The sequence below is a fragment of the Kitasatospora sp. CM 4170 genome, assembly GCF_032110285.1.
In the GTDB taxonomy this organism is placed as follows: domain Bacteria; phylum Actinomycetota; class Actinomycetes; order Streptomycetales; family Streptomycetaceae; genus Kitasatospora; species Kitasatospora aburaviensis.
In genome coordinates, this window is record NZ_CP134877.1 from 3,303,119 (window position 1) to 3,320,329 (window position 17,211).

Below are 17,211 nucleotides of genomic sequence, written 5' to 3' on the forward strand. Positions count from 1 at the left end.
GTGACAACACGTCACGCTTGCCTCACTCTTGGCCACATGACCGCTGAACCGGCGCTCTGCGCGATCGTTCCGCCGTACGTCCTGGACCGCCTCGCCGAGGACGGTCACGAGCCCGCCGCCCGCTCCCTCGCCCTCGACGCCGTGCACCGCACGGCCCGTCTCACCGCCGCCCCGCCCCGGCCCGGCTCCGACCGGCTCGACCGGGTGATCGGCGACGCCGAACACACCGAGCGCCTGCCCGGGCGCACCGTCCGCCGGGAGGGCCAGGGCCCGGTCGACGACCAGTCCGTCAACCACGCCTACGACGGCCTCGGCGCCACCTACGCACTCTTCGCCGACGTCTACGGGCGCCGCTCGATCGACGACGAGGGCCTGCGGCTGGACGCCACCGTGCACTACGGGGTGCACTACGACAACGCCTTCTGGGACGGCCAGCAGATGGTCTTCGGGGACGGCGACGGCGAGGTGTTCGGCGACTTCACCGCCTGCATCGACGTGATCGGCCACGAACTCGCCCACGGCGTCACCCAGTTCACCGCCGGCCTGGAGTACCGGGGCCAACCCGGCGCACTCAACGAGTCCGTCTCCGACGTGTTCGGCTCCCTGGTCAAGCAGTACGCGCTGCGCCAGGACGCCGCCGACGCGGACTGGCTTATCGGGGCCGGGCTGCTCGCCCCGGGCGTGCAGGGGGTCGCGCTGCGCTCGATGAAGGCGCCCGGCACCGCGTACGACGACCCCCGGCTCGGCAAGGACCCACAACCGGCCCACCTGCGCGACTACGTGCGCACCGCCCGGGACAACGGCGGCGTGCACATCAACTCCGGCATCCCCAACCACGCGTTCTACCTGCTCGCCACCGCGCTCGGCGGGCCGGCCTGGGAGCGGGCGGGTCGGATCTGGTACGACGCGCTGACCGGCCGGCGGCTCCCCTCCGACGCCGGGTTCACCGCCTTCGCCCGGGCCACCGTCGCGGCCGCCAGGGCCCGCTACCCCGAGCCGTCGGTGGCCGACACCGTGACGGCGGCCTGGGCGCAGGTCGGCGTCAGCACCACCTGACCGGCGGGATCCGCCGGGCGGGCGGCGGATCCCGCAAGGTCAAGGTCCGGGAAAACCCCGGCAAACACCATCCCTGCGTATCACCATGGACACCATGCGTATCCAGGTGACCCGGACCGGCGGCCTAGCGGGGCAGGTCCGCCATGCGGAACTCGACACCACCGAGCGGATCGACGCCCCGCACGTGCACGCGCTCGCCCGCGAGGCCGTCGCGGGCGGGCTGCGGGCACCCTCGTACGGGGTACCGGACGGCTTCCACTACGAGATCACCGTCGACGGCCGGACGGTCCACTGCGCCGACCCCAAGCTCACCGAGTCGCAGCGCGAGCTGGTCTCGCTGGTGCTGCGCGAGGGCGCCTGACGCCCCGTCCGACAGACGGGAACGGCGGCCCGCCCGGAGGTGTCCGGGCGGGCCGCCGTGGGGGCTTTCGGGTCAGAAGCCGAGCTTGCGCAGCTGCTTCGGGTCCCGCTGCCAGTCCTTGGCGACCTTGACGTGCAGGTCCAGGTAGACCGGCGTACCGAGCAGCGCCTCGATGTGCTTGCGGGCCGTGGTGCCGACGTGCTTGAGCCGCGAGCCCTTGGCGCCGATCACGATCGCCTTCTGGCTCTGGCGCTCGATGTAGACGTTGGCGTGGATGTCGAGCAGCGGGCGGTCCGCCGGGCGGTCCTCGCGCGGGAGCATCTCCTCGACCACGACCGCCAGCGAGTGCGGCAGTTCGTCCCGGACGCCCTCCAGCGCCGCCTCGCGGATCAGCTCGGCGACCATGATCTGCTCGGGCTCGTCGGTGAGGTCGCCGTCCGGGTAGAGCGGCATGCCCTCCGGGAGCAGCTTGGTGATCAGCTCGGCGACCAGGTCCACCTGCTTGTCGCCGACCGCGGAGACCGGGATGATCTCCGCCCACTCGATGCCCAGCTCGGCACCGAGCTGGTGGACCGCGATCAGCTGCTCGGCGAGCCGCTTGGAGTCGACCAGGTCGGTCTTGGTGACGATGGCCACCTTGGGGGTCTTCTTGATCTCGGCGAGCTCCTTGGCGATGAACTTGTCGCCGGGGCCGAGCTTCTGGTCGGCGGGCAGGCAGAAGCCGATCACGTCGACCTCGGCCCAGGTGGTGCGGACCAGGTCGTTGAGGCGCTCGCCGAGCAGGGTGCGCGGCTTGTGCAGGCCGGGGGTGTCGACCAGGACGAGCTGGGCGTCCGGGCGGTGCACGATGCCGCGGACGGTGTGCCGGGTGGTCTGCGGGCGGTCGGAGGTGATCGCGACCTTCGTCCCCACCAGGGCGTTGGTCAGGGTCGACTTGCCCGCGTTGGGGCGGCCGACGAAGCACGCGAAGCCGGAGCGGTACGAGGAGGAAGGGGCATTCATGGGCTCCATTCTCCCTGATCACCCGAGCCGGGACGGACGCACCGCCAAGGTCAGCCCTTCTTGCCGCCGCCCAGCGAGGAGATTCCCATGATCAGCACCATCAGCAGGAAGGCCACCGAGCCCCAGAGCCAGAACGGCGAACCGGTCTCCTGCCACTTGCCCATCCCCATCACGCCCAGCAGCAGCCCCGCGAAGAACGCGTACGGCCCCATCTCCCCCAGCCCTCTCACCGCGCCAACTTCCGGTGAGATTATCGGCTGAACGGAGTCGGCCCCACAGCGCGGGCCGGGCGCCCCGGGTCACGGCCCCAGGCGCCCGGAGGTGCGTCGTCGCTCAGCGCGCCCCGACCGAGAGCCGCAGCGCGCCGTCCGGACCGGCCAGCAGCACCGGCGTCCCGGCCCCGCCGAGGTCCCGCACGGCGGCCAGGTCGGCCTCGGCCGGCTCCCCGGCCTCGGTCACCACGGCCGCCGCCTCCAGCGACTTCGCGCCGCTGGCCACCGCCATCGCGACCGCCGTCTGCAGCGCGCTCAGCCGCAGCGACTCCAGCGCGACCGTCCCGGCCACGTAGGTGCGCCCGGTCTCGTCGCGCACCGCGGCCCCCTCCGGGACGCCGTTGCGGGCGCGGGCGGAGCGGGCCAGGGTGATGATCTTCTTGTCTTCGGGGTCGATCTCGACGATGTCACTCATGCCGCCGAGCATAGGACGCCGCTCGGGTCGGCCGTCCAGACGTTCCACCGCGGCCGCCGGGTCCGGCGCCCAACCGGCCACCGGGTCCGGCGCCGAGCCGGCCGCCGACCCCGGCCGCCGGGGTCAGTGGCCGATCGGGTTCGGCGGACCGGGCCGCATGACCTTGACGAAGGTCTTGGGGCCGGACGGCATCGGCTCCTCGTGGCCGGCGCGCCGCTGCCAGTACGGATTGTCGTGCGGCAGGTGGCTGCTGACCCGCCCGTACATCCCGAAGGTGGTGAGCACCAGCCCGAAGATGAAGGCGAACAGCACGTTGGCCATCCGGAAGTTGAGGATGTTGGCGTCCGGCCGGCCGAGCACCGTCAGGCCGTAGAAGCCGGAGAGCACGAACAGCACCCCGGCCGCCATGTTCAGGTTGGCGGCGACGTTCCCGCCGATGAAGGCGCCGATCACGAGGATGCCGCCCACCACGATGGAGAGGATGCTGAGCGCCCCGTTGGTGGACATCCCGGCGACCTCGTTCCCCTCCGTGGACAGGAAGCCCGGGTGATCCGCCAACCCGAGGCAGCCGAACACGATCAGGAAGACCCCCCCGAGCCCCGCCCCGATCCGCCAGACCGTGGCGAGCTTGCGGTCGACGGGCAGTTCGTCTTGCAGCTTCATGGTGACCTCCGCAGGGGACGTCGGACGGCCTGGTCCACGCTACTCCGGTCCCCCGGGAGCGCTCGGCCGACGGCTAGCTGTAGGGGTGGCTCCCCTCCATGTGCGGCACCTCGTGCATGTAGAGCGAACCGCACTGCTGGCAGCAGCGCAGCCCGGTGCCCCACTCCTCCTCCGCCCGGGTCTCGGCGTCGGTGTCCATCGTGCGGCCGCAGAGGGCCGTCGCGGGATCTGCGGCCCGGACGACGTGCCAGGTGCTCGCCCCGGCCGACCGACCCCGCGGGCCGTACTCCGCACGCAGTAGATGACTCATGACGCCATCGTCGCCCCGCCGCCGCCCGGGCGCTACTCGCCGACCTCCTCGGCGGCCCGGTCGGCCCTCCGGCGGACCGGGAGGGCGACCATCGAGCCGATCCGGTTGCGCCGGCCGGCCGAGCTCTCCGCGGTGAGCCGGATCCCGGAGAGCGTGGAGGTGGTGTCCTCCGGGAGCGGGATCTCGCAGGACGAGCCGGGGATCGGCACCCGGCCCAGGTGCTTGGCGAGCAGGCCGCCGACGGTCTCGACGTCCTCGTCCTCCAGCTCGATGCCGAACAGCTCGCCCAGGTCCTCGACCAGCAGCCGGGCGGTGATCCGGTACGAGCCGTCGCCGAGGTCCTCCACCGGCGCGATCTCCCGGTCGTACTCGTCGGTGATCTCGCCGACGATCTCCTCCAGGATGTCCTCGATGGTGACCAGCCCGGCCGTGCCGCCGTACTCGTCGATCACGATCGCCACGTGCGAGCGGATCTGCTGCATCTCGCGCAGCAGGTCGGCGGCCGGCTTGGAGTCCGGGACGAACACGGCCGGCCGCATCACGCTGCCGACCTCGTCCGACTCGGCCTCCCGGTTGATGTGGGTGCGGCGGACGAGGTCCTTGAGGTAGACGATGCCGACCACGTCGTCCTCGTTGTCACCGACCACCGGGATCCGCGAGAAGCCCGAGCGCAGCGCCAGGGTGAGCGCCTGCCGGACGGTCTTGTGCCGCTCGATCATCACCAGGTCGGTGCGCGGCACCATCACCTCGCGGACGATGGTGTCGCCCAGCTCGAAGACGGAGTGCACCATCCGGCGCTCCTCGTCCTCGATCACGTCGTTCTTCTCGGCGAGGTCGACCAGGGCCCGCAACTCCGCCTCGGAGGCGAACGGACCCTCCTTGTAGCCCTTGCCGGGGGTCAGCGCGTTGCCGAGCAGGATCAGCAGCTTCGGGATCGGGCCGAGCACGGCGGCCAGCGGAAGCAGCACGAAGGAGGCCGCCGTCGCGGTGGTCAGCGGGTGCTGGCGGCCGATCGTGCGCGGCGAGACGCCGACCGCCACGAACGACACCAGCACCATCACGCCGAACGCCAGCAGCACGGCCTGCCAGGTCTCGTCGAGGTTGCGCACGCAGACCACGGTGACCAGCACCGCGGCCGCCATCTCACTGGCCACCCGGATCAGGGTGGCCAGGTTGAGGTAGCGGATCGGGTCGGAGGCCACCGTCAGCAGCCGGGCCGAGCCGCGCCGCCCGGCCCGGACGGCCTCCTCCGCACGGAACTTCGAGACGCGGGAGATGCCCGCCTCGGCGCACGCGGCCAGCCAGCCGAGCACGACGAGCAGCACGGCACCGAGGATGAAGCTCGTACTCTCACCACTCACAGGGGTTCGGGCTCCGCGCTCAGTGGGTGGTGGGGGCCGGGGAGATGCCGCCGAGGCCGCGACCGGCCCGCCAGCCGTCCAGGATGGCCTTCTGGAGGCCGAACATCTCCTCCTCCTCGTCCGGCTCCTCGTGGTCGTAGCCGAGCACGTGCAGCACGCCGTGGACGGTCAGCAGCTGCAGCTCCTCGTCCATCGAGTGCTTGGACGGCGCCGCCTTGCCCTGCTGCTCGGCGACCTCGGGGCAGAGCACGATGTCGCCGAGCAGGCCCTGCGGCAGCTCCTCGCCCTCCTTGCCGGGGCGCAGCTCGTCCATGGGGAAGGACATCACGTCCGTCGGGCCCGGGAGGTCCATCCACTGGATGTGCAGCTCCTCCATCGCCGCTCCGTCCACCAGGATCACGGACAGTTCGGACTGCGGGTGGATCCGCATCTTGTCCAGTGCGTAGCGGGCGACGTCGAGGATGGCTTCCTCGTCGGCGTCCCAACCGGACTCGTTGGCGATGTCGATCGACATGACGGGCTGGTTACTCAGCTTTCGGTGCGATGGGACTGTCGGGGTGCGCGGGGCGCGGTCGCCTTGCCGCCGGTACGCCGCTGGGCGGGCTTGCGGGTGGCCGGCGGAGCGGTCTCCCCGGTCTCCTGGCGGGCGTCCCAGCGCTCGTAGGCGTCCACGATCCGGCCGACCAGCTTGTGGCGGACCACGTCGGTGCTGGTGAGGACGGAGAAGTGGATGTCGGGCACGTCGGCCAGGATCTCCTGGACGACCTTGAGGCCACTGCGGGTGCCGCCCGGGAGGTCGATCTGGCTGGTGTCGCCGGTGACGACCACCCGGGAGTTGAACCCGAGGCGGGTGAGGAACATCTTCATCTGCTCGGGCGAGGTGTTCTGGGCCTCGTCCAGGATGATGAAGGCGTCGTTGAGGGTGCGGCCGCGCATGTAGGCGAGCGGGGCGACCTCGATGGTGCCGGCCGCCATCAGCCGCGGGATGGAGTCCGGGTCCATCATGTCGTGCAGCGCGTCGTAGAGCGGGCGCAGGTAGGGGTCGATCTTCTCGTAGAGGGTGCCGGGCAGGAAGCCCAGCCGCTCCCCCGCCTCGACGGCCGGACGGGTCAGGATGATCCGGTTGACCTCCTTGGCCTGGAGGGCCTGGACGGCCTTGGCCATCGCGAGGTAGGTCTTGCCGGTACCGGCCGGGCCGAGACCGAAGACGATCGTGTGCTTGTCGATCGCGTCGACGTAGCGCTGCTGGTTGAGGGTCTTGGGGCGGATGGTGCGACCCCGGTTGGACAGGATGTTCGCGGTGAACACCTGCGACGGCGCCGGGCTGTCCGGGTCGTCGACGGCGCTCCGGAGCATGGCGATGGAGCGCTCCACGGAGTCCTCCGTCAGGGGTTGGCCGGTGCGCAGCACCAGCATCATCTCGTTGAAGAGCTGCTGGACGAGGGCCACCTCGGCGCGCTCTCCGGTGGCGGTCACCTCGTTGCCGCGAACGTGGATGTCGGCGGCGGGGAAGCCCCGTTCGATCACCCGCAGCAGCGAGTCGGCGGTGCCGAGCAGGGTGACCATCGGGTGCTTCTCGGGGACGACGATCCGGGCGCTGACGCGGCCGTCGTCGGCCGTCTCGGGGCGCGACTGTCCGTTGGTACGGGTCTGCGATGTGTCACTCATAGGTCGGCGCTGGGGCCTGCCTCATCCCATCCGTCTCTCGTGGGCCGCTCGGTTCTCTCCGGGGCACCAGGGTACGCCGCGCACGTGATCGCCGCGGCGGGCGGCGGGGCCGCACCCGACGATGCTGCGGCAGATCGCGGAGCGGCGCGAGCGGTTTTCCGCGCCGGTCGCGGCCCTTCCGCGGCCCGGGCCTCCGGTCGGCCGCGACCCGGCCGCCGCCCGGCCCCGGCCGGGGCCGCGACGGGCGGTCACGGCCGGCGCCGGGGCGGCACGGGCACCCGGGCGAGGTCCTCGGCGAGCACCACCGTGCCGTCGAAGTGCTTGCGGGCGTCGGCGAGGTGCTGGCCGAGGTCCGGGTAGCGCTGCGAGAAGTGCGTCAGCACCAGGGTCTGGACGCCGGCCTCGGCGGCCACCTTGGCGGCCTGGCCGGCGGTGAGGTGGCCGTGCTCCTCGGCGAGCCGGGTGTCGGCGTCGGTGAAGGTCGCCTCGATGACCAGCAGGTCGGCCCGCTCGGCGAGCTCGTGGACGCCGTCGCAGAGCCGGGTGTCCATCACGAAGGCGAAGCTCTGGCCGGGCCGGGGCTCGCTGACCTGGTCCAGGGTGACCTGCCGGCCGTCCACCTCGACCGCCCCGAGGTGCTGCAGCCGGCCGACGTCCGGCCCGGCGAGGCCGAGGGCGGCGAGCCGCTCGGGCACCAGCCGTCGGCCGTCGGGCTCGGTGAGCCGGTAGCCGAAGGACTCGACCGGGTGCGACAGCCGGACGGCGTCCAGCGCGAAGCGGGCGCCGGGCGCCGGCAGCGGGCCGGGCTCGTCGATCGGGCGGGGGCGCAGCACGGCCGTCTCGTGGAAGGCGGTGGCGTGCCGCAGCCGCTCGAAGTAGACCTCGCCGGAGGCCGGGAAGTAGACGTCCACCGGGTGCGGCACGCGGTCCAGGTTGATCCGCTGGATCACCCCGGCGAGGCCCAGGCTGTGGTCGCCGTGGAAGTGCGTCACGGCGATCCGGGTCAGCTGGGTGGCGGAGACCCCGGCGTGCAGCATCTGCCGCTGGGTGCCCTCGCCGGGGTCGAACAGCAGGCCCTCGCCGTCCCAGCGCAGCAGGTAGCCGTTGTGGTTGCGGTGCCGGGTGGGCACCTGGCTGGCGGTGCCGAGGACGACGAGTTCGCGCTGTGACACGTCGGTCAGACCATGCGCTCGTGCATCGGGATGCCGCCCAGCACGTGGACGTGCGCGTGGAAGATGGTCTGCCCCGCGCCGGCACCGGTGTTGAAGATCAGACGGTAGTCCCGGAGGCCCTCGTCCTCGGCGACCCGGCCGGCCTCGGCGAGCAGCTCGCCGGCGATCTCCGGCTCGGCCGCGGCCAGAGCGGCGGCGTTCGGGTAGTGGACGTGCGGGATGACCAGGACGTGGGTCGGGGCCTTCGGGGCGATGTCGCGGAAGGCGAGGGTGCGCTCGGTCTTGCGCACCACGGTGGCCGGGATCTCGCCCGCCACGATCTTGCAGAACAGGCAGTCGGACTGCGGCTCGCCGGCCATCGGGGTCTCCTCGCGGTGTCGCACGGTGTCGGTCGGGGCGTACGGCCGCATGCTAGCCGAGCCGCGCGGTGGCCTGCTGGTACTCGCTCAGATGCTTCCAGCGCACCACGCGCACGCCGAAGACCTCCTCGTCCTCGAAGTCCTCGGTGATCAGCGAGACGGCGATGATCACGAAGCCGATCGCCCAGCGCTTGGTGAGCCGCCAGGTGTGCGGGCGGCTGCCGTCCTTCTTGCGGATCACCCGGAGCGCCAGCAGGCCCTTGCCCACGCTGAAGCCGGTGAGCCGGGCGAACAGCACCTGGTTGACGTAGGAGACGCCGAAGCCGACGGCGAGCAGGGCCATGAAGTAGGAACCGGGGTGGTCGCTCTTCGGACCGCCGACGGCCTTGGCGGCGATGACGCCCAGGACGACGGCGAGCAGCCAGTCGAGGATGATCGCCGGGTAGCGGCGGAAGCCGCTCGCCTCCTTCGGCCGGGGCACCCGGGCGTGGGGCGACTGCTGCGGCTCCTGCGCGTAGGGCTGCGGGTGGCCGTAGGGCTGCGGCTGGCCGTAGGGCTGGGGCTGCGCGTAGGGCTGGGGCTGCGCGTAGGGCTGGGGCTGCGCGTAGGGCTGGGGCTGACCGTACGGCTGCGGCTGCCCGTAGTGCTGCGGCTGGCCGCCGTAGGGCTGCTGCGGCGGGTACGGCTGCTGCCCGTGGGGCTGCTGGGGCGGGTACGGCTGCGGGGCGTACTGCTGCGAACCGTACGAACCCGGTGGATATCCCTGTGCCACGACCGCCCCCGTACCTACCGATGATCAAGAACAGCCCCGCATCCTACCCAGGCCCGGAGCGGGAGGTCGGACCGGCCGACCCCCCGCTCCCCCGCGGCTACTGCCAGGGCATCGGCGGCGGCGTCTTGGCCGGGGTCTCGGCCAGGGCCGCCAGCGCGATCCGGACGCCCTCCGCCAGCTGCGGGTCCTGCCCCGCGGCCCAGTGGTGCGGCGCGAACGGCACCTCGACGTCCGGGTCGACGCCGTGGTTCTCCACGCCCCAGCCGTAGCCCTCCAGCCAGAAGGCGTACTTGGGCTGGGTCACCAGCGTGCCGTCGACCAGGCTGTAGCGGCTGTCGATGCCGATCACCCCGCCCCACGTCCGGGTACCGACCACCGGGCCGAGCTTCAGCGCCTGGATGGCGGCGTTGACGATGTCGCCGTCCGAGCCGGAGAACTCGTCGGCGAGCGCCACCACCGGTCCGCGCGGGGCGTCGCCCGGGTAGGGCACCGGGCTGGTGATGTCCCGGGCGACGTCCCAGCCGACGATCCGGCGGGCCAGCTTCTCGATCACCAGCTGGGAGGTGTGGCCGCCCCGGTTCTCCCGGATGTCGACGATCACGCCCTCCTTGGCCATCTCCGAGCGCAGGTCCCGGTGGATCTGCGCCCAGCCGGTGGTCTGCATGTCGGGGATGTGCAGGTAGCCGAGCCGCCCGCCGGACAGCTCGCGCACGGCGGCCCGCCGGCCGGCCACCCAGTCGTGGTAGCGCAGCGGCTCCTCGTCGGCCAGCGGGACGACCACCGGGTGGCGCTGGTCGGTGCCGTCCTTGCCGGCCACGGTCAGCTCGACCGGCTGCCCGGCGGTGCCGGCCAGCAGCGGCGCCGGACCGGTCACCCGGTCCACCGGGCGCCCGTTGACGGCGAGGATCGCGTCGCCCGGGCGGATCGCCGCGCCGGGCGCCGCCAGCGGCGAGCGGGCCCGCGGGTCGGAGGACTCGCCGGGCAGGATGCGGGCGATCCGCCAGACGTCCCCGTCCTTGACGAGGTCCGCGCCGAGCAGCCCCTGCCGGCGGGCGGCCTCGGTGTGGACGCCGTGCGGCAGCACGTAGGCGTGCGAGGTGCCGAGCTCGCCGTGCACCTCCCAGAGCAGGTCCACCAGGTCGTCATGCGACCCGACCCGCTCCACCAGCGGCCGGTAGCGGTCCAGCACGCCGGCCCAGTCCACGCCGTCGAGGTCGGGGCGCCAGAAGTTGTCGCGCATCAGGCGGCCGTTCTCCTCGTACATCTGCCGCCACTCGGCCGCCGGGTCGACGGTGACCCGCAGCCGGGTGAGGTCGACGTCGACCTCGTCGTCCTCACCCGCCTTGTGGTCGGCCGGGACGATCCGCAACGCGCCCTCGTCCAGCACGGCGATCCGGCTGCCGTCGCCGCTGACCGCGAACCCGTCGAGGCCGTCGACCAGCTGCTCGGCGCGGCGCTTGCGGAGGTCGAACCGCTCCAGCGCGGGGCGCGGCCGCTCGTCCTCCAGCGAGGCCGCCTCGTCGCCGAGCTCGCCGATCAGCGGGACCCTCGTCCAGAGCACGGCGTCCTTGGCGGCGCGCAGGGTGCCGAACCGGCCGCCCTCGACCGGGAACGGGATGATCCGGTCGGCGATGCCGTCGAGGTCCACCCGGGTGACCGGCGGCGCGTCCCCGGCGGACTCCTCGCCGTCCGCCTTCCGGCCCTTCGGCTCGTCCTCCTCCCCGCCGACCGCCCGCCCGGCCCGCTGCGGCCCGAACGGGGACGGCGTGTCGGCCGCCAGCGTGACCAGGTACGGGCGGCAGCCGTTGGGGAACGACAGGTCGAAGACGTGCGAGTCGTAGACCGGGTCGAAGTTGCGCACCGAGAGGAACGCCAGGTGGCGGCCGTCGGCGGTGAAGGCCGGCGAGGTGTCGACGAACCGCTGCGGGGTGACCTCGCTGACCGTGCGGGTGGCCAGGTTGGCGAGCACGATCTGGCGCAACGAGAAGGGGCCCATGCCGGGGGCCGGCCGGGACCAGGCCAGCCAGGCCGAGTCGGGGCTGAACGCCAGGCCGCTGACCTCGCCGTCGGTGCTGCGCTCCAGCTCGTGCACGGCGCCGTCGGCGAGCACGACCAGCAGCACCCGGCCGTCGTGCGAGCCGACCGCGGCCTGCTTGCCGTCCGGGGAGACGACCAGCGAGCGGACCCGGCCGAGCCGGCCGCCGGCCAGCCGGCGGCGCTCGGCGCCGAGCACGGCGGGGGCGTACTCCAGCGCGTCGTCGCCGTCCGCGTCGGTCACCCAGAGCACGCCCTGCCCGGCGTCCTCGCCCGGCACCACCCGGGCCTGCCGGCCGCGGACGCCGGGCGTCTCGTCCAGCACCCGGGCCGGGCCCTCGCGGTGGGTGAGCCAGTGCACGGTGCCGCGCACCACGACGGCGCCGGCCCGGCCGGTGCGGTCGGGGGCGGCGGTCTCCAGCCAGTGCGCGGCGTACACCGGGCGGGGCCGGCGCCCGGCGCGCTGGCCGGCCGGGCGGACGTCCAGGCGGCGCGGCTCGGCGCCGGCCAGGTCGTCCAGCAGCCAGAGGTCGCCGGCGCTGTGCCAGACCACCCGGGCGCCGTCGGTGCTCGCGTTGCGGGCGTAGAAGCCGTCCGGCGAGGTGGTGTGGCGGCGCAGGTCGGAGCCGTCGGGGAGGCTGGAGTAGAGCGCGCCGACGCCCTCGTGGTCGGAGAGGAAGGCGATCCGGTCGCCGACCCAGAGCGGCGAGGAGAGCTGGCCGTCGAGGTCCTCGTGGACCCGGACGAACTCCTCGCTGCCGATCCAGAGCTTGCCGGCCCGGCCGCCCCGGTACCGCTTCCACCAGGCCGGCTCCCGGTTGTTCACGGTGGAGAGCAACAGCCGGTCGCCACCCGGCTCGAACGCCAGCCCGCCGACCGGCCCGTACGGCAGCCGGACCGGCTCGCCCCCGTCCAGCGGCACGGCGTGCGCCCAGGTGCGGCGCAGCGTGGACTGCCCGGCGGTGGTGGTGGCGACCGGCCGGCCGTCGGCCGTCCACCCCTCCAACTGGGTCTGGCCGCTGCCCCAGTACGTCAGCCGGCGGGACGGGCCGCCGTCCACCGGGGCGACGTGCACCTCGGGGGCGCCGTCCCGGGTGGAGGTGAAGGCGATGTGCCGGCCGTCCGGGGAGAAGCGCGGGTTGCGGACCGGGGCGTGGTCGGCGGTCAGCCGCCAGGCCCGTCCGCCGTCCACCGGAGCCAGCCAGACGTCGTTCTCGGCCACGAAGGCGACCAGGTCACCGTGCAGGTGCGGGTGGCGCAGGTAGGCGCCGGCGGAGGTGCTCGGGGATTCGCTCACGCCGCCAGCCTAGGCACGTACGCGTACGATGCACCGGCTTTTCGGCAACAGCCGCCCCCTGCGGGCGACGGCCCGGGCCAGGGCGCCGCCCCGCCCGCGGGCGTCGGGTCAGCTCCAGCGGCCGGTGCGGCCCAGCAGCAGGGCGCCGGCGGCCACCCCGGCGGTCGAGGTGCGCAGCACCGAGGCGCCGAGCCGGTAGGGCTTGGCGCCGGCCTCGGCGAAGGCGGCCAGCTCGTCCGGCGAGACCCCGCCCTCGGGGCCGACCACCAGCACGATGTCCCCCGCGGAGGGCAGCGCGGCGCCGGCCAGCGGCTCGGCGCCCTCCTCGTGCAGCACCCCGGCGAACGCGGCCGCGGCCAGCACCGGGGCCAGCTGGCGGGTCGTCATCGGCTCGCGGACCTCGGGGAAGCGCAGCCGGCGGGACTGCTTGCCGGCCTCGCGCGCGGTGGAGCGCCACTTGGCGAGCGCCTTGGCTCCGCGCTCGCCCTTCCACTGGGTGATGCAGCGGGAGGCGGACCACGGGATCACCGCGTCCACGCCGACCTCGGTCATGGTCTCCACGGCCAACTCGCCCCGGTCGCCCTTGGGCAGCGCCTGGACGACGACGATCCGCGGGGCCGGCTCGGGCTCCCGGCGGACGGCGGCCACCGCCACGTCGACGGCGTCCTTGCCGTGCACCGCGGCGACCGTGCCGTCCACGCCGAGGCCGAGGCCGTCGGCGAGGGTCACCGCCTCGCCCGGCTCCAGCCGCTTCACGGCCGCGGCGTGCCGCCCCTCCGGGCCGTCCAGCCGGACCACCGCGCCGGGTGCGGCGGTGGCGAGCTGCGCGGTCTCGACGACGAACACGGGCGCGGTCATGGCGGTTCCTGGAGGTCTGGCGGGCGGGGGTCCGGCGGGCGGGGGAACGACGGCGCCCGGCGACCCTCGCGGATCACCGGGCACCGGCGGTGCGGGCGGCGGCCTGGTCGGCGGCAGCCGGATCAGCGGCAGTCGAACCGGGTCGACGGCCGCCGAAGCGGATCAGCGGCCGTTGAAGGCGTCCTTCAGCCGGGAGAACAGCCCCTGCTGGCCCGGCGCGAACTGGCCGGCCGGCCGCTCCTCGCCGCGCAGCACCGCCAGGCGGCGCAGCAGCTCCTCCTGCTCGGGGTCGAGCTTGGTGGGCGTCTGCACCTCGACATGCACTATCAGGTCGCCCCGGCCGGTGCCGCGCAGGTGGGTGATGCCGCGGCCGTGCAGCGGGATCGACTGGCCGGACTGGGTGCCGGGCCGGATGTCGACCTCCTCCAGGCCGTCCAGGGTCTGCAGCGGCACCTGGGTGCCGAGCGCGGCGGCCGTCATCGGAATGGTCACCGTGCAGTGCAGGTCGTCCCCGCGGCGCTGGAAGACGGTGTGGGTGGTCTCGGCGATCTCGACGTAGAGGTCGCCGGCGGGGCCGCCGCCGGGGCCGACCTCGCCCTCGCCGGCCAGCTGGATCCGGGTGCCGTTGTCGACACCCGCCGGGATCTTGACGGTCAGCGTGCGGCGGGCGCGGACCCGGCCGTCGCCGGCGCACTCCGGGCACGGGGTCGGCACGACGGTGCCGAAGCCCTGGCACTGCGGGCAGGGGCGGGAGGTCATGACCTGGCCCAGGAAGGACCGGGTGACCTGGGAGACCTCGCCCTTGCCGCGGCACATGTCACAAGTCTGCGCGGAGGTGCCGGGCGCGGCGCCCTCACCGCTGCAGGTGGTGCAGGTGACGGCGGTGTCGACCTGGAGCTCCTTGGTGGTGCCGAACGCGGCCTCCTCCAGGGTGATCTCCAGCCGGATCATGGCGTCCTGGCCGCGCCGGGTCCGCGAGCGCGGTCCGCGCTGGCCGGAGGCGGCGCCGAAGAAGGCGTCCATGATGTCGGAGAAGCCGAAGCCCGCCGCGCCGGCGCCGAAGCCGCCCGCGCCCGCGCCGCCGTTCGGGGACAGCGGGTCCCCGCCGAGGTCGTAGACCTGACGCTTCTGCGGGTCGGAGAGCACCTCGTAGGCGGCGTTGATCTCCTTGAACCGCTCCTGCGTCTTCGGGTCCGGGTTGACGTCCGGGTGCAGTTCGCGTGCCAGGCGCCGGAACGCCTTCTTGATCTCGTCCTGCCCCGCATCCCGTCGGACGCCGAGTACCGCGTAGTAGTCCGTGGCCACCAAATGCTCCGCTTGTTCCGCCTGTAGAAGTGCCTGCGACTGGGACCACCGTCAGAATTCTGACGGCGGCCGTTCCCTACGACTCGGCCAGGATCTGGCCGACGTACCGTGCCACCGCTCGCACCGCCCCCATTGTGCCCGGATAGTCCATCCGGGTCGGACCGATCACACCCAGTTTGGCCACGCTCTCATCGCCCGAACCGTAACCGACCGAGACGACCGAGGTGGAATTGAGCCCCTCGTAGGCGTTTTCCCGGCCGATCCGCACCGTCATCCCGGCGTCCGCGGTCTCACCCAGGAGGCGGAGCAGGACGACCTGCTCCTCCAGTGCTTCGAGCACCGGCTGGATGGTGAGCGGGAAGTCGTGGCCGAAACGGGTCAGGTTGGCCGTGCCGGCCAGCATGATCCGCTCCTCGTTCTGCTCGGCGAGCGCCTCGAACAGCGTCGCCAGGACGGTGGTGACGGTCGGCCGGTCGGCCGCCTCGAAGAGCGCCGGCACGTCCTCCAGCAGCCCCGGGACCTCCGGCAGCCGCCGGCCGACGGCCCGCGTGTTGACCTTGGCGCGCAGGTCCGCGAGGACCACCTCGCCGACGGCGCCCGGGCAGTCGACCATCCGCTGCTCGACCCGGCCGGTGTTGGTGATCAGCACGAGCATCACCTTGCCCGGCGCCAGGGCCACCAGCTCGATGTGCCGCACCGTGGAACGGGACAGCGAGGGGTACTGGACCACCGCGACCTGTCGGGTCAGCTGGGCGAGCAGCCGGACCGTGCGGGCGACCACGTCGTCGAGGTCGACCGCGCCGTCCAGGAAGTGCCGGATCGCCCGCCGCTCGGGCGCGCTCATCGGCTTGACCTCGGCCAGCCTGTCGACGAAGAGGCGGTACCCCTTGTCGGTGGGGATCCGCCCCGCGCTGGTGTGCGGCTGGTGGATGTAGCCGTCCTCCTCCAGCGCCGACATGTCGTTGCGGACCGTCGCCGGTGACACGCCGAGGTTGTGCCGCTCGACCAGGGCCTTGGAGCCGACCGGCTCCTCGGTGCCCACGTAGTCCTGGACGATGGCGCGAAGCACCGCGAGCTTGCGGTCGTCCAGCTGGCGGACCTCACCGGCCATGGGGCACGCACCTCCGTCTTCGCACGTTGTCCGTTGTGACATGTGTTCCGTACCTGCATGTTCCGGGCCGAACCGGGCGACCCCGGTCTTGGCACTCTGAACACACGAGTGCCAGAACCGTACCTGCCAGTGTAAGGCCCGGGTCCCACGGCAGGAACGGCCCGGCCGGGGTGATCCTGCCCGCAGTCCGCGGCGACGGGTCGCGCGCCGGATGATGCCCCGCGCCGGTCCGGGTGGGAGCATCGACAGCAGACGGCGAACGGAGGACAGCGATGTCGACCTCGGGCCAACCCACCCGCTTCGCACCGGACCGCGGCCTCACCGGCCGGATGGTCGCCACGATGTTCTTCATCGGCCTGCTCTACGTCGGCTTCACCGGCCTGCTGATCGCCCTGCTGCGCGGCGCCTGGCCGCTGATCGTGCTGATCTCCGGCGGTCTGTTCGTCGCCCAGTTCTGGTTCAGCGACAAGATCACCGAGCGGGCGATGGGCGCCCACCGGGTGACCCCCGAGCAGTACCCCCAGCTGCACGGCGCCGTCGACCGGCTCTGCGCGCTCGCCGACATGCCCAAGCCCCGGGTGGCGGTCGCCGACAACGACATGCCGAACGCCTTCGCGACCGGCCGCAACCCGCAGAACGCCGTGGTGTGCGTCACCACCGGCCTGCTGCGGCGGCTGGAGCCGGAGGAGCTGGAGGGCGTCCTCGCGCACGAGCTGTCGCACGTCGCCCACCGGGACGTCGCGGTGATGACCGTCGCCGGCTTCCTCGGGGTGCTGGCCGGGGCGATGACCCGGATCGCGGTGTACGGCGGGTTCGCCGGCGGCCGGAGCAACAACGACTCCAACGCCGCGATCGTCGCGCTGATCATCCCGCTGGTGTCGGTGGTGGTCTACGCGATCAGCTTCCTGCTGACCAGGCTGCTCTCCCGCTACCGGGAGCTGGCCGCCGACCGGGCCGCCGCCCAGCTCACCGGCCGGCCCAGCGCGCTCGCCTCGGCGCTGACCAAGGTGACCGGGCAGATCGCCGCGATCCCCACCAAGGACCTGCGCCAGGCGCAGCCCTACAACGCCTTCTACTTCGCCCCCGCGCTGAGCGCCCGGGAGACCGCCACCCAGCTGTTCTCCACCCACCCCTCGCTGGAGCGGCGGCTGGAGCAGCTGGCCCGGATCTCGGCCCGGCTCGGCCACTGACCCGC

At 73.2% G+C, this 17,211-nt stretch carries 18 protein-coding genes; 3 read left to right on the forward strand and 15 right to left on the reverse strand.

Annotated elements, in window-relative coordinates:
* The first annotated feature begins 36 nt into the window (after positions 1-36).
* Both RMN57_RS13745 and RMN57_RS13750 read left to right on the forward strand, forming a co-directional pair.
* Positions 37-1,056, forward strand: a complete 1,020-nt coding sequence (locus tag RMN57_RS13745) for a M4 family metallopeptidase (protein ID WP_313763701.1) — start codon at positions 37-39, stop codon at positions 1,054-1,056.
* Between the two features lie 94 nt (positions 1,057-1,150).
* The gene (locus RMN57_RS13750) at positions 1,151-1,417 is read left to right on the forward strand and encodes a protealysin inhibitor emfourin (RefSeq protein ID WP_313763702.1); all 267 of its coding nucleotides are present in this window, start codon (positions 1,151-1,153) and stop codon (positions 1,415-1,417) included.
* Between the two features lie 72 nt (positions 1,418-1,489).
* Here the strand turns inward: RMN57_RS13750 and era are convergent, their stop codons facing one another.
* The 15 genes from era to hrcA all read right to left on the reverse strand — a co-directional run bounded on the left by era (position 1,490) and on the right by hrcA (position 16,016).
* Entirely contained in the window at positions 1,490-2,419 is a 930-nt protein-coding gene (era, locus tag RMN57_RS13755; protein WP_313763703.1) for a GTPase Era, read from the reverse strand.
* Between the two features lie 50 nt (positions 2,420-2,469).
* A complete protein-coding gene (locus RMN57_RS13760; protein WP_238741044.1) occupies positions 2,470-2,649 on the reverse strand; it encodes a hypothetical protein in 180 nt (59 codons plus the stop codon).
* A 103-nt stretch (positions 2,650-2,752) separates the two neighbouring features.
* On the reverse strand, positions 2,753-3,118 hold the full coding sequence (locus tag RMN57_RS13765) for a cytidine deaminase (RefSeq protein ID WP_313763704.1): 366 nt from the start codon (positions 3,116-3,118) through the stop codon (positions 2,753-2,755).
* 111 nt (positions 3,119-3,229) lie between these two features.
* Positions 3,230-3,769, reverse strand: coding sequence for a DUF4383 domain-containing protein (locus RMN57_RS13770; RefSeq protein WP_313763705.1), 540 nt, complete (start codon positions 3,767-3,769; stop codon positions 3,230-3,232).
* Between the two features lie 73 nt (positions 3,770-3,842).
* A complete protein-coding gene (locus RMN57_RS13775; RefSeq protein ID WP_313763706.1) occupies positions 3,843-4,079 on the reverse strand; it encodes a hypothetical protein in 237 nt (78 codons plus the stop codon).
* Positions 4,080-4,111: 32 nt separating this feature from the next.
* Positions 4,112-5,440: a hemolysin family protein gene (locus RMN57_RS13780; protein ID WP_313763707.1), complete on the reverse strand. Its 1,329-nt coding sequence runs from the start codon at positions 5,438-5,440 to the stop codon at positions 4,112-4,114.
* A 19-nt stretch (positions 5,441-5,459) separates the two neighbouring features.
* Positions 5,460-5,954, reverse strand: coding sequence for an rRNA maturation RNase YbeY (gene ybeY / locus RMN57_RS13785; RefSeq protein WP_238741059.1), 495 nt, complete (start codon positions 5,952-5,954; stop codon positions 5,460-5,462).
* 14 nt (positions 5,955-5,968) lie between these two features.
* Positions 5,969-7,108: a PhoH family protein gene (locus RMN57_RS13790; protein WP_380233891.1), complete on the reverse strand. Its 1,140-nt coding sequence runs from the start codon at positions 7,106-7,108 to the stop codon at positions 5,969-5,971.
* A 248-nt stretch (positions 7,109-7,356) separates the two neighbouring features.
* Positions 7,357-8,280, reverse strand: coding sequence for a ribonuclease Z (locus RMN57_RS13795; RefSeq protein ID WP_313763708.1), 924 nt, complete (start codon positions 8,278-8,280; stop codon positions 7,357-7,359).
* 5 nt (positions 8,281-8,285) lie between these two features.
* The gene (locus tag RMN57_RS13800) at positions 8,286-8,639 is read right to left on the reverse strand and encodes a histidine triad nucleotide-binding protein (protein ID WP_313763709.1); all 354 of its coding nucleotides are present in this window, start codon (positions 8,637-8,639) and stop codon (positions 8,286-8,288) included.
* Positions 8,640-8,691: 52 nt separating this feature from the next.
* Entirely contained in the window at positions 8,692-9,411 is a 720-nt protein-coding gene (locus RMN57_RS13805) for an RDD family protein (protein ID WP_313763710.1), read from the reverse strand.
* Positions 9,412-9,508: 97 nt separating this feature from the next.
* Complete coding sequence (locus tag RMN57_RS13810; RefSeq protein WP_313763711.1) at positions 9,509-12,742, reverse strand: PDZ domain-containing protein; 3,234 nt, start codon at positions 12,740-12,742, stop codon at positions 9,509-9,511.
* Positions 12,743-12,850: 108 nt separating this feature from the next.
* Positions 12,851-13,600 carry a 16S rRNA (uracil(1498)-N(3))-methyltransferase gene (locus RMN57_RS13815; protein WP_313763712.1) on the reverse strand — a complete coding sequence of 250 codons (750 nt, stop codon included), beginning with the start codon at positions 13,598-13,600 and terminating at the stop codon, positions 12,851-12,853.
* A 162-nt stretch (positions 13,601-13,762) separates the two neighbouring features.
* The gene (gene dnaJ / locus RMN57_RS13820; RefSeq protein WP_313763713.1) at positions 13,763-14,905 is read right to left on the reverse strand and encodes a molecular chaperone DnaJ; all 1,143 of its coding nucleotides are present in this window, start codon (positions 14,903-14,905) and stop codon (positions 13,763-13,765) included.
* Positions 14,906-14,981: 76 nt separating this feature from the next.
* Positions 14,982-16,016, reverse strand: coding sequence for a heat-inducible transcriptional repressor HrcA (gene hrcA, locus RMN57_RS13825; protein WP_313763714.1), 1,035 nt, complete (start codon positions 16,014-16,016; stop codon positions 14,982-14,984).
* Between the two features lie 272 nt (positions 16,017-16,288).
* On the opposite strand from hrcA, the gene htpX reads away from it, so the two are divergent.
* Complete coding sequence (gene htpX / locus RMN57_RS13830) at positions 16,289-17,206, forward strand: zinc metalloprotease HtpX (protein WP_313763715.1); 918 nt, start codon at positions 16,289-16,291, stop codon at positions 17,204-17,206.
* The last annotated feature ends 5 nt before the right edge of the window (positions 17,207-17,211 follow it).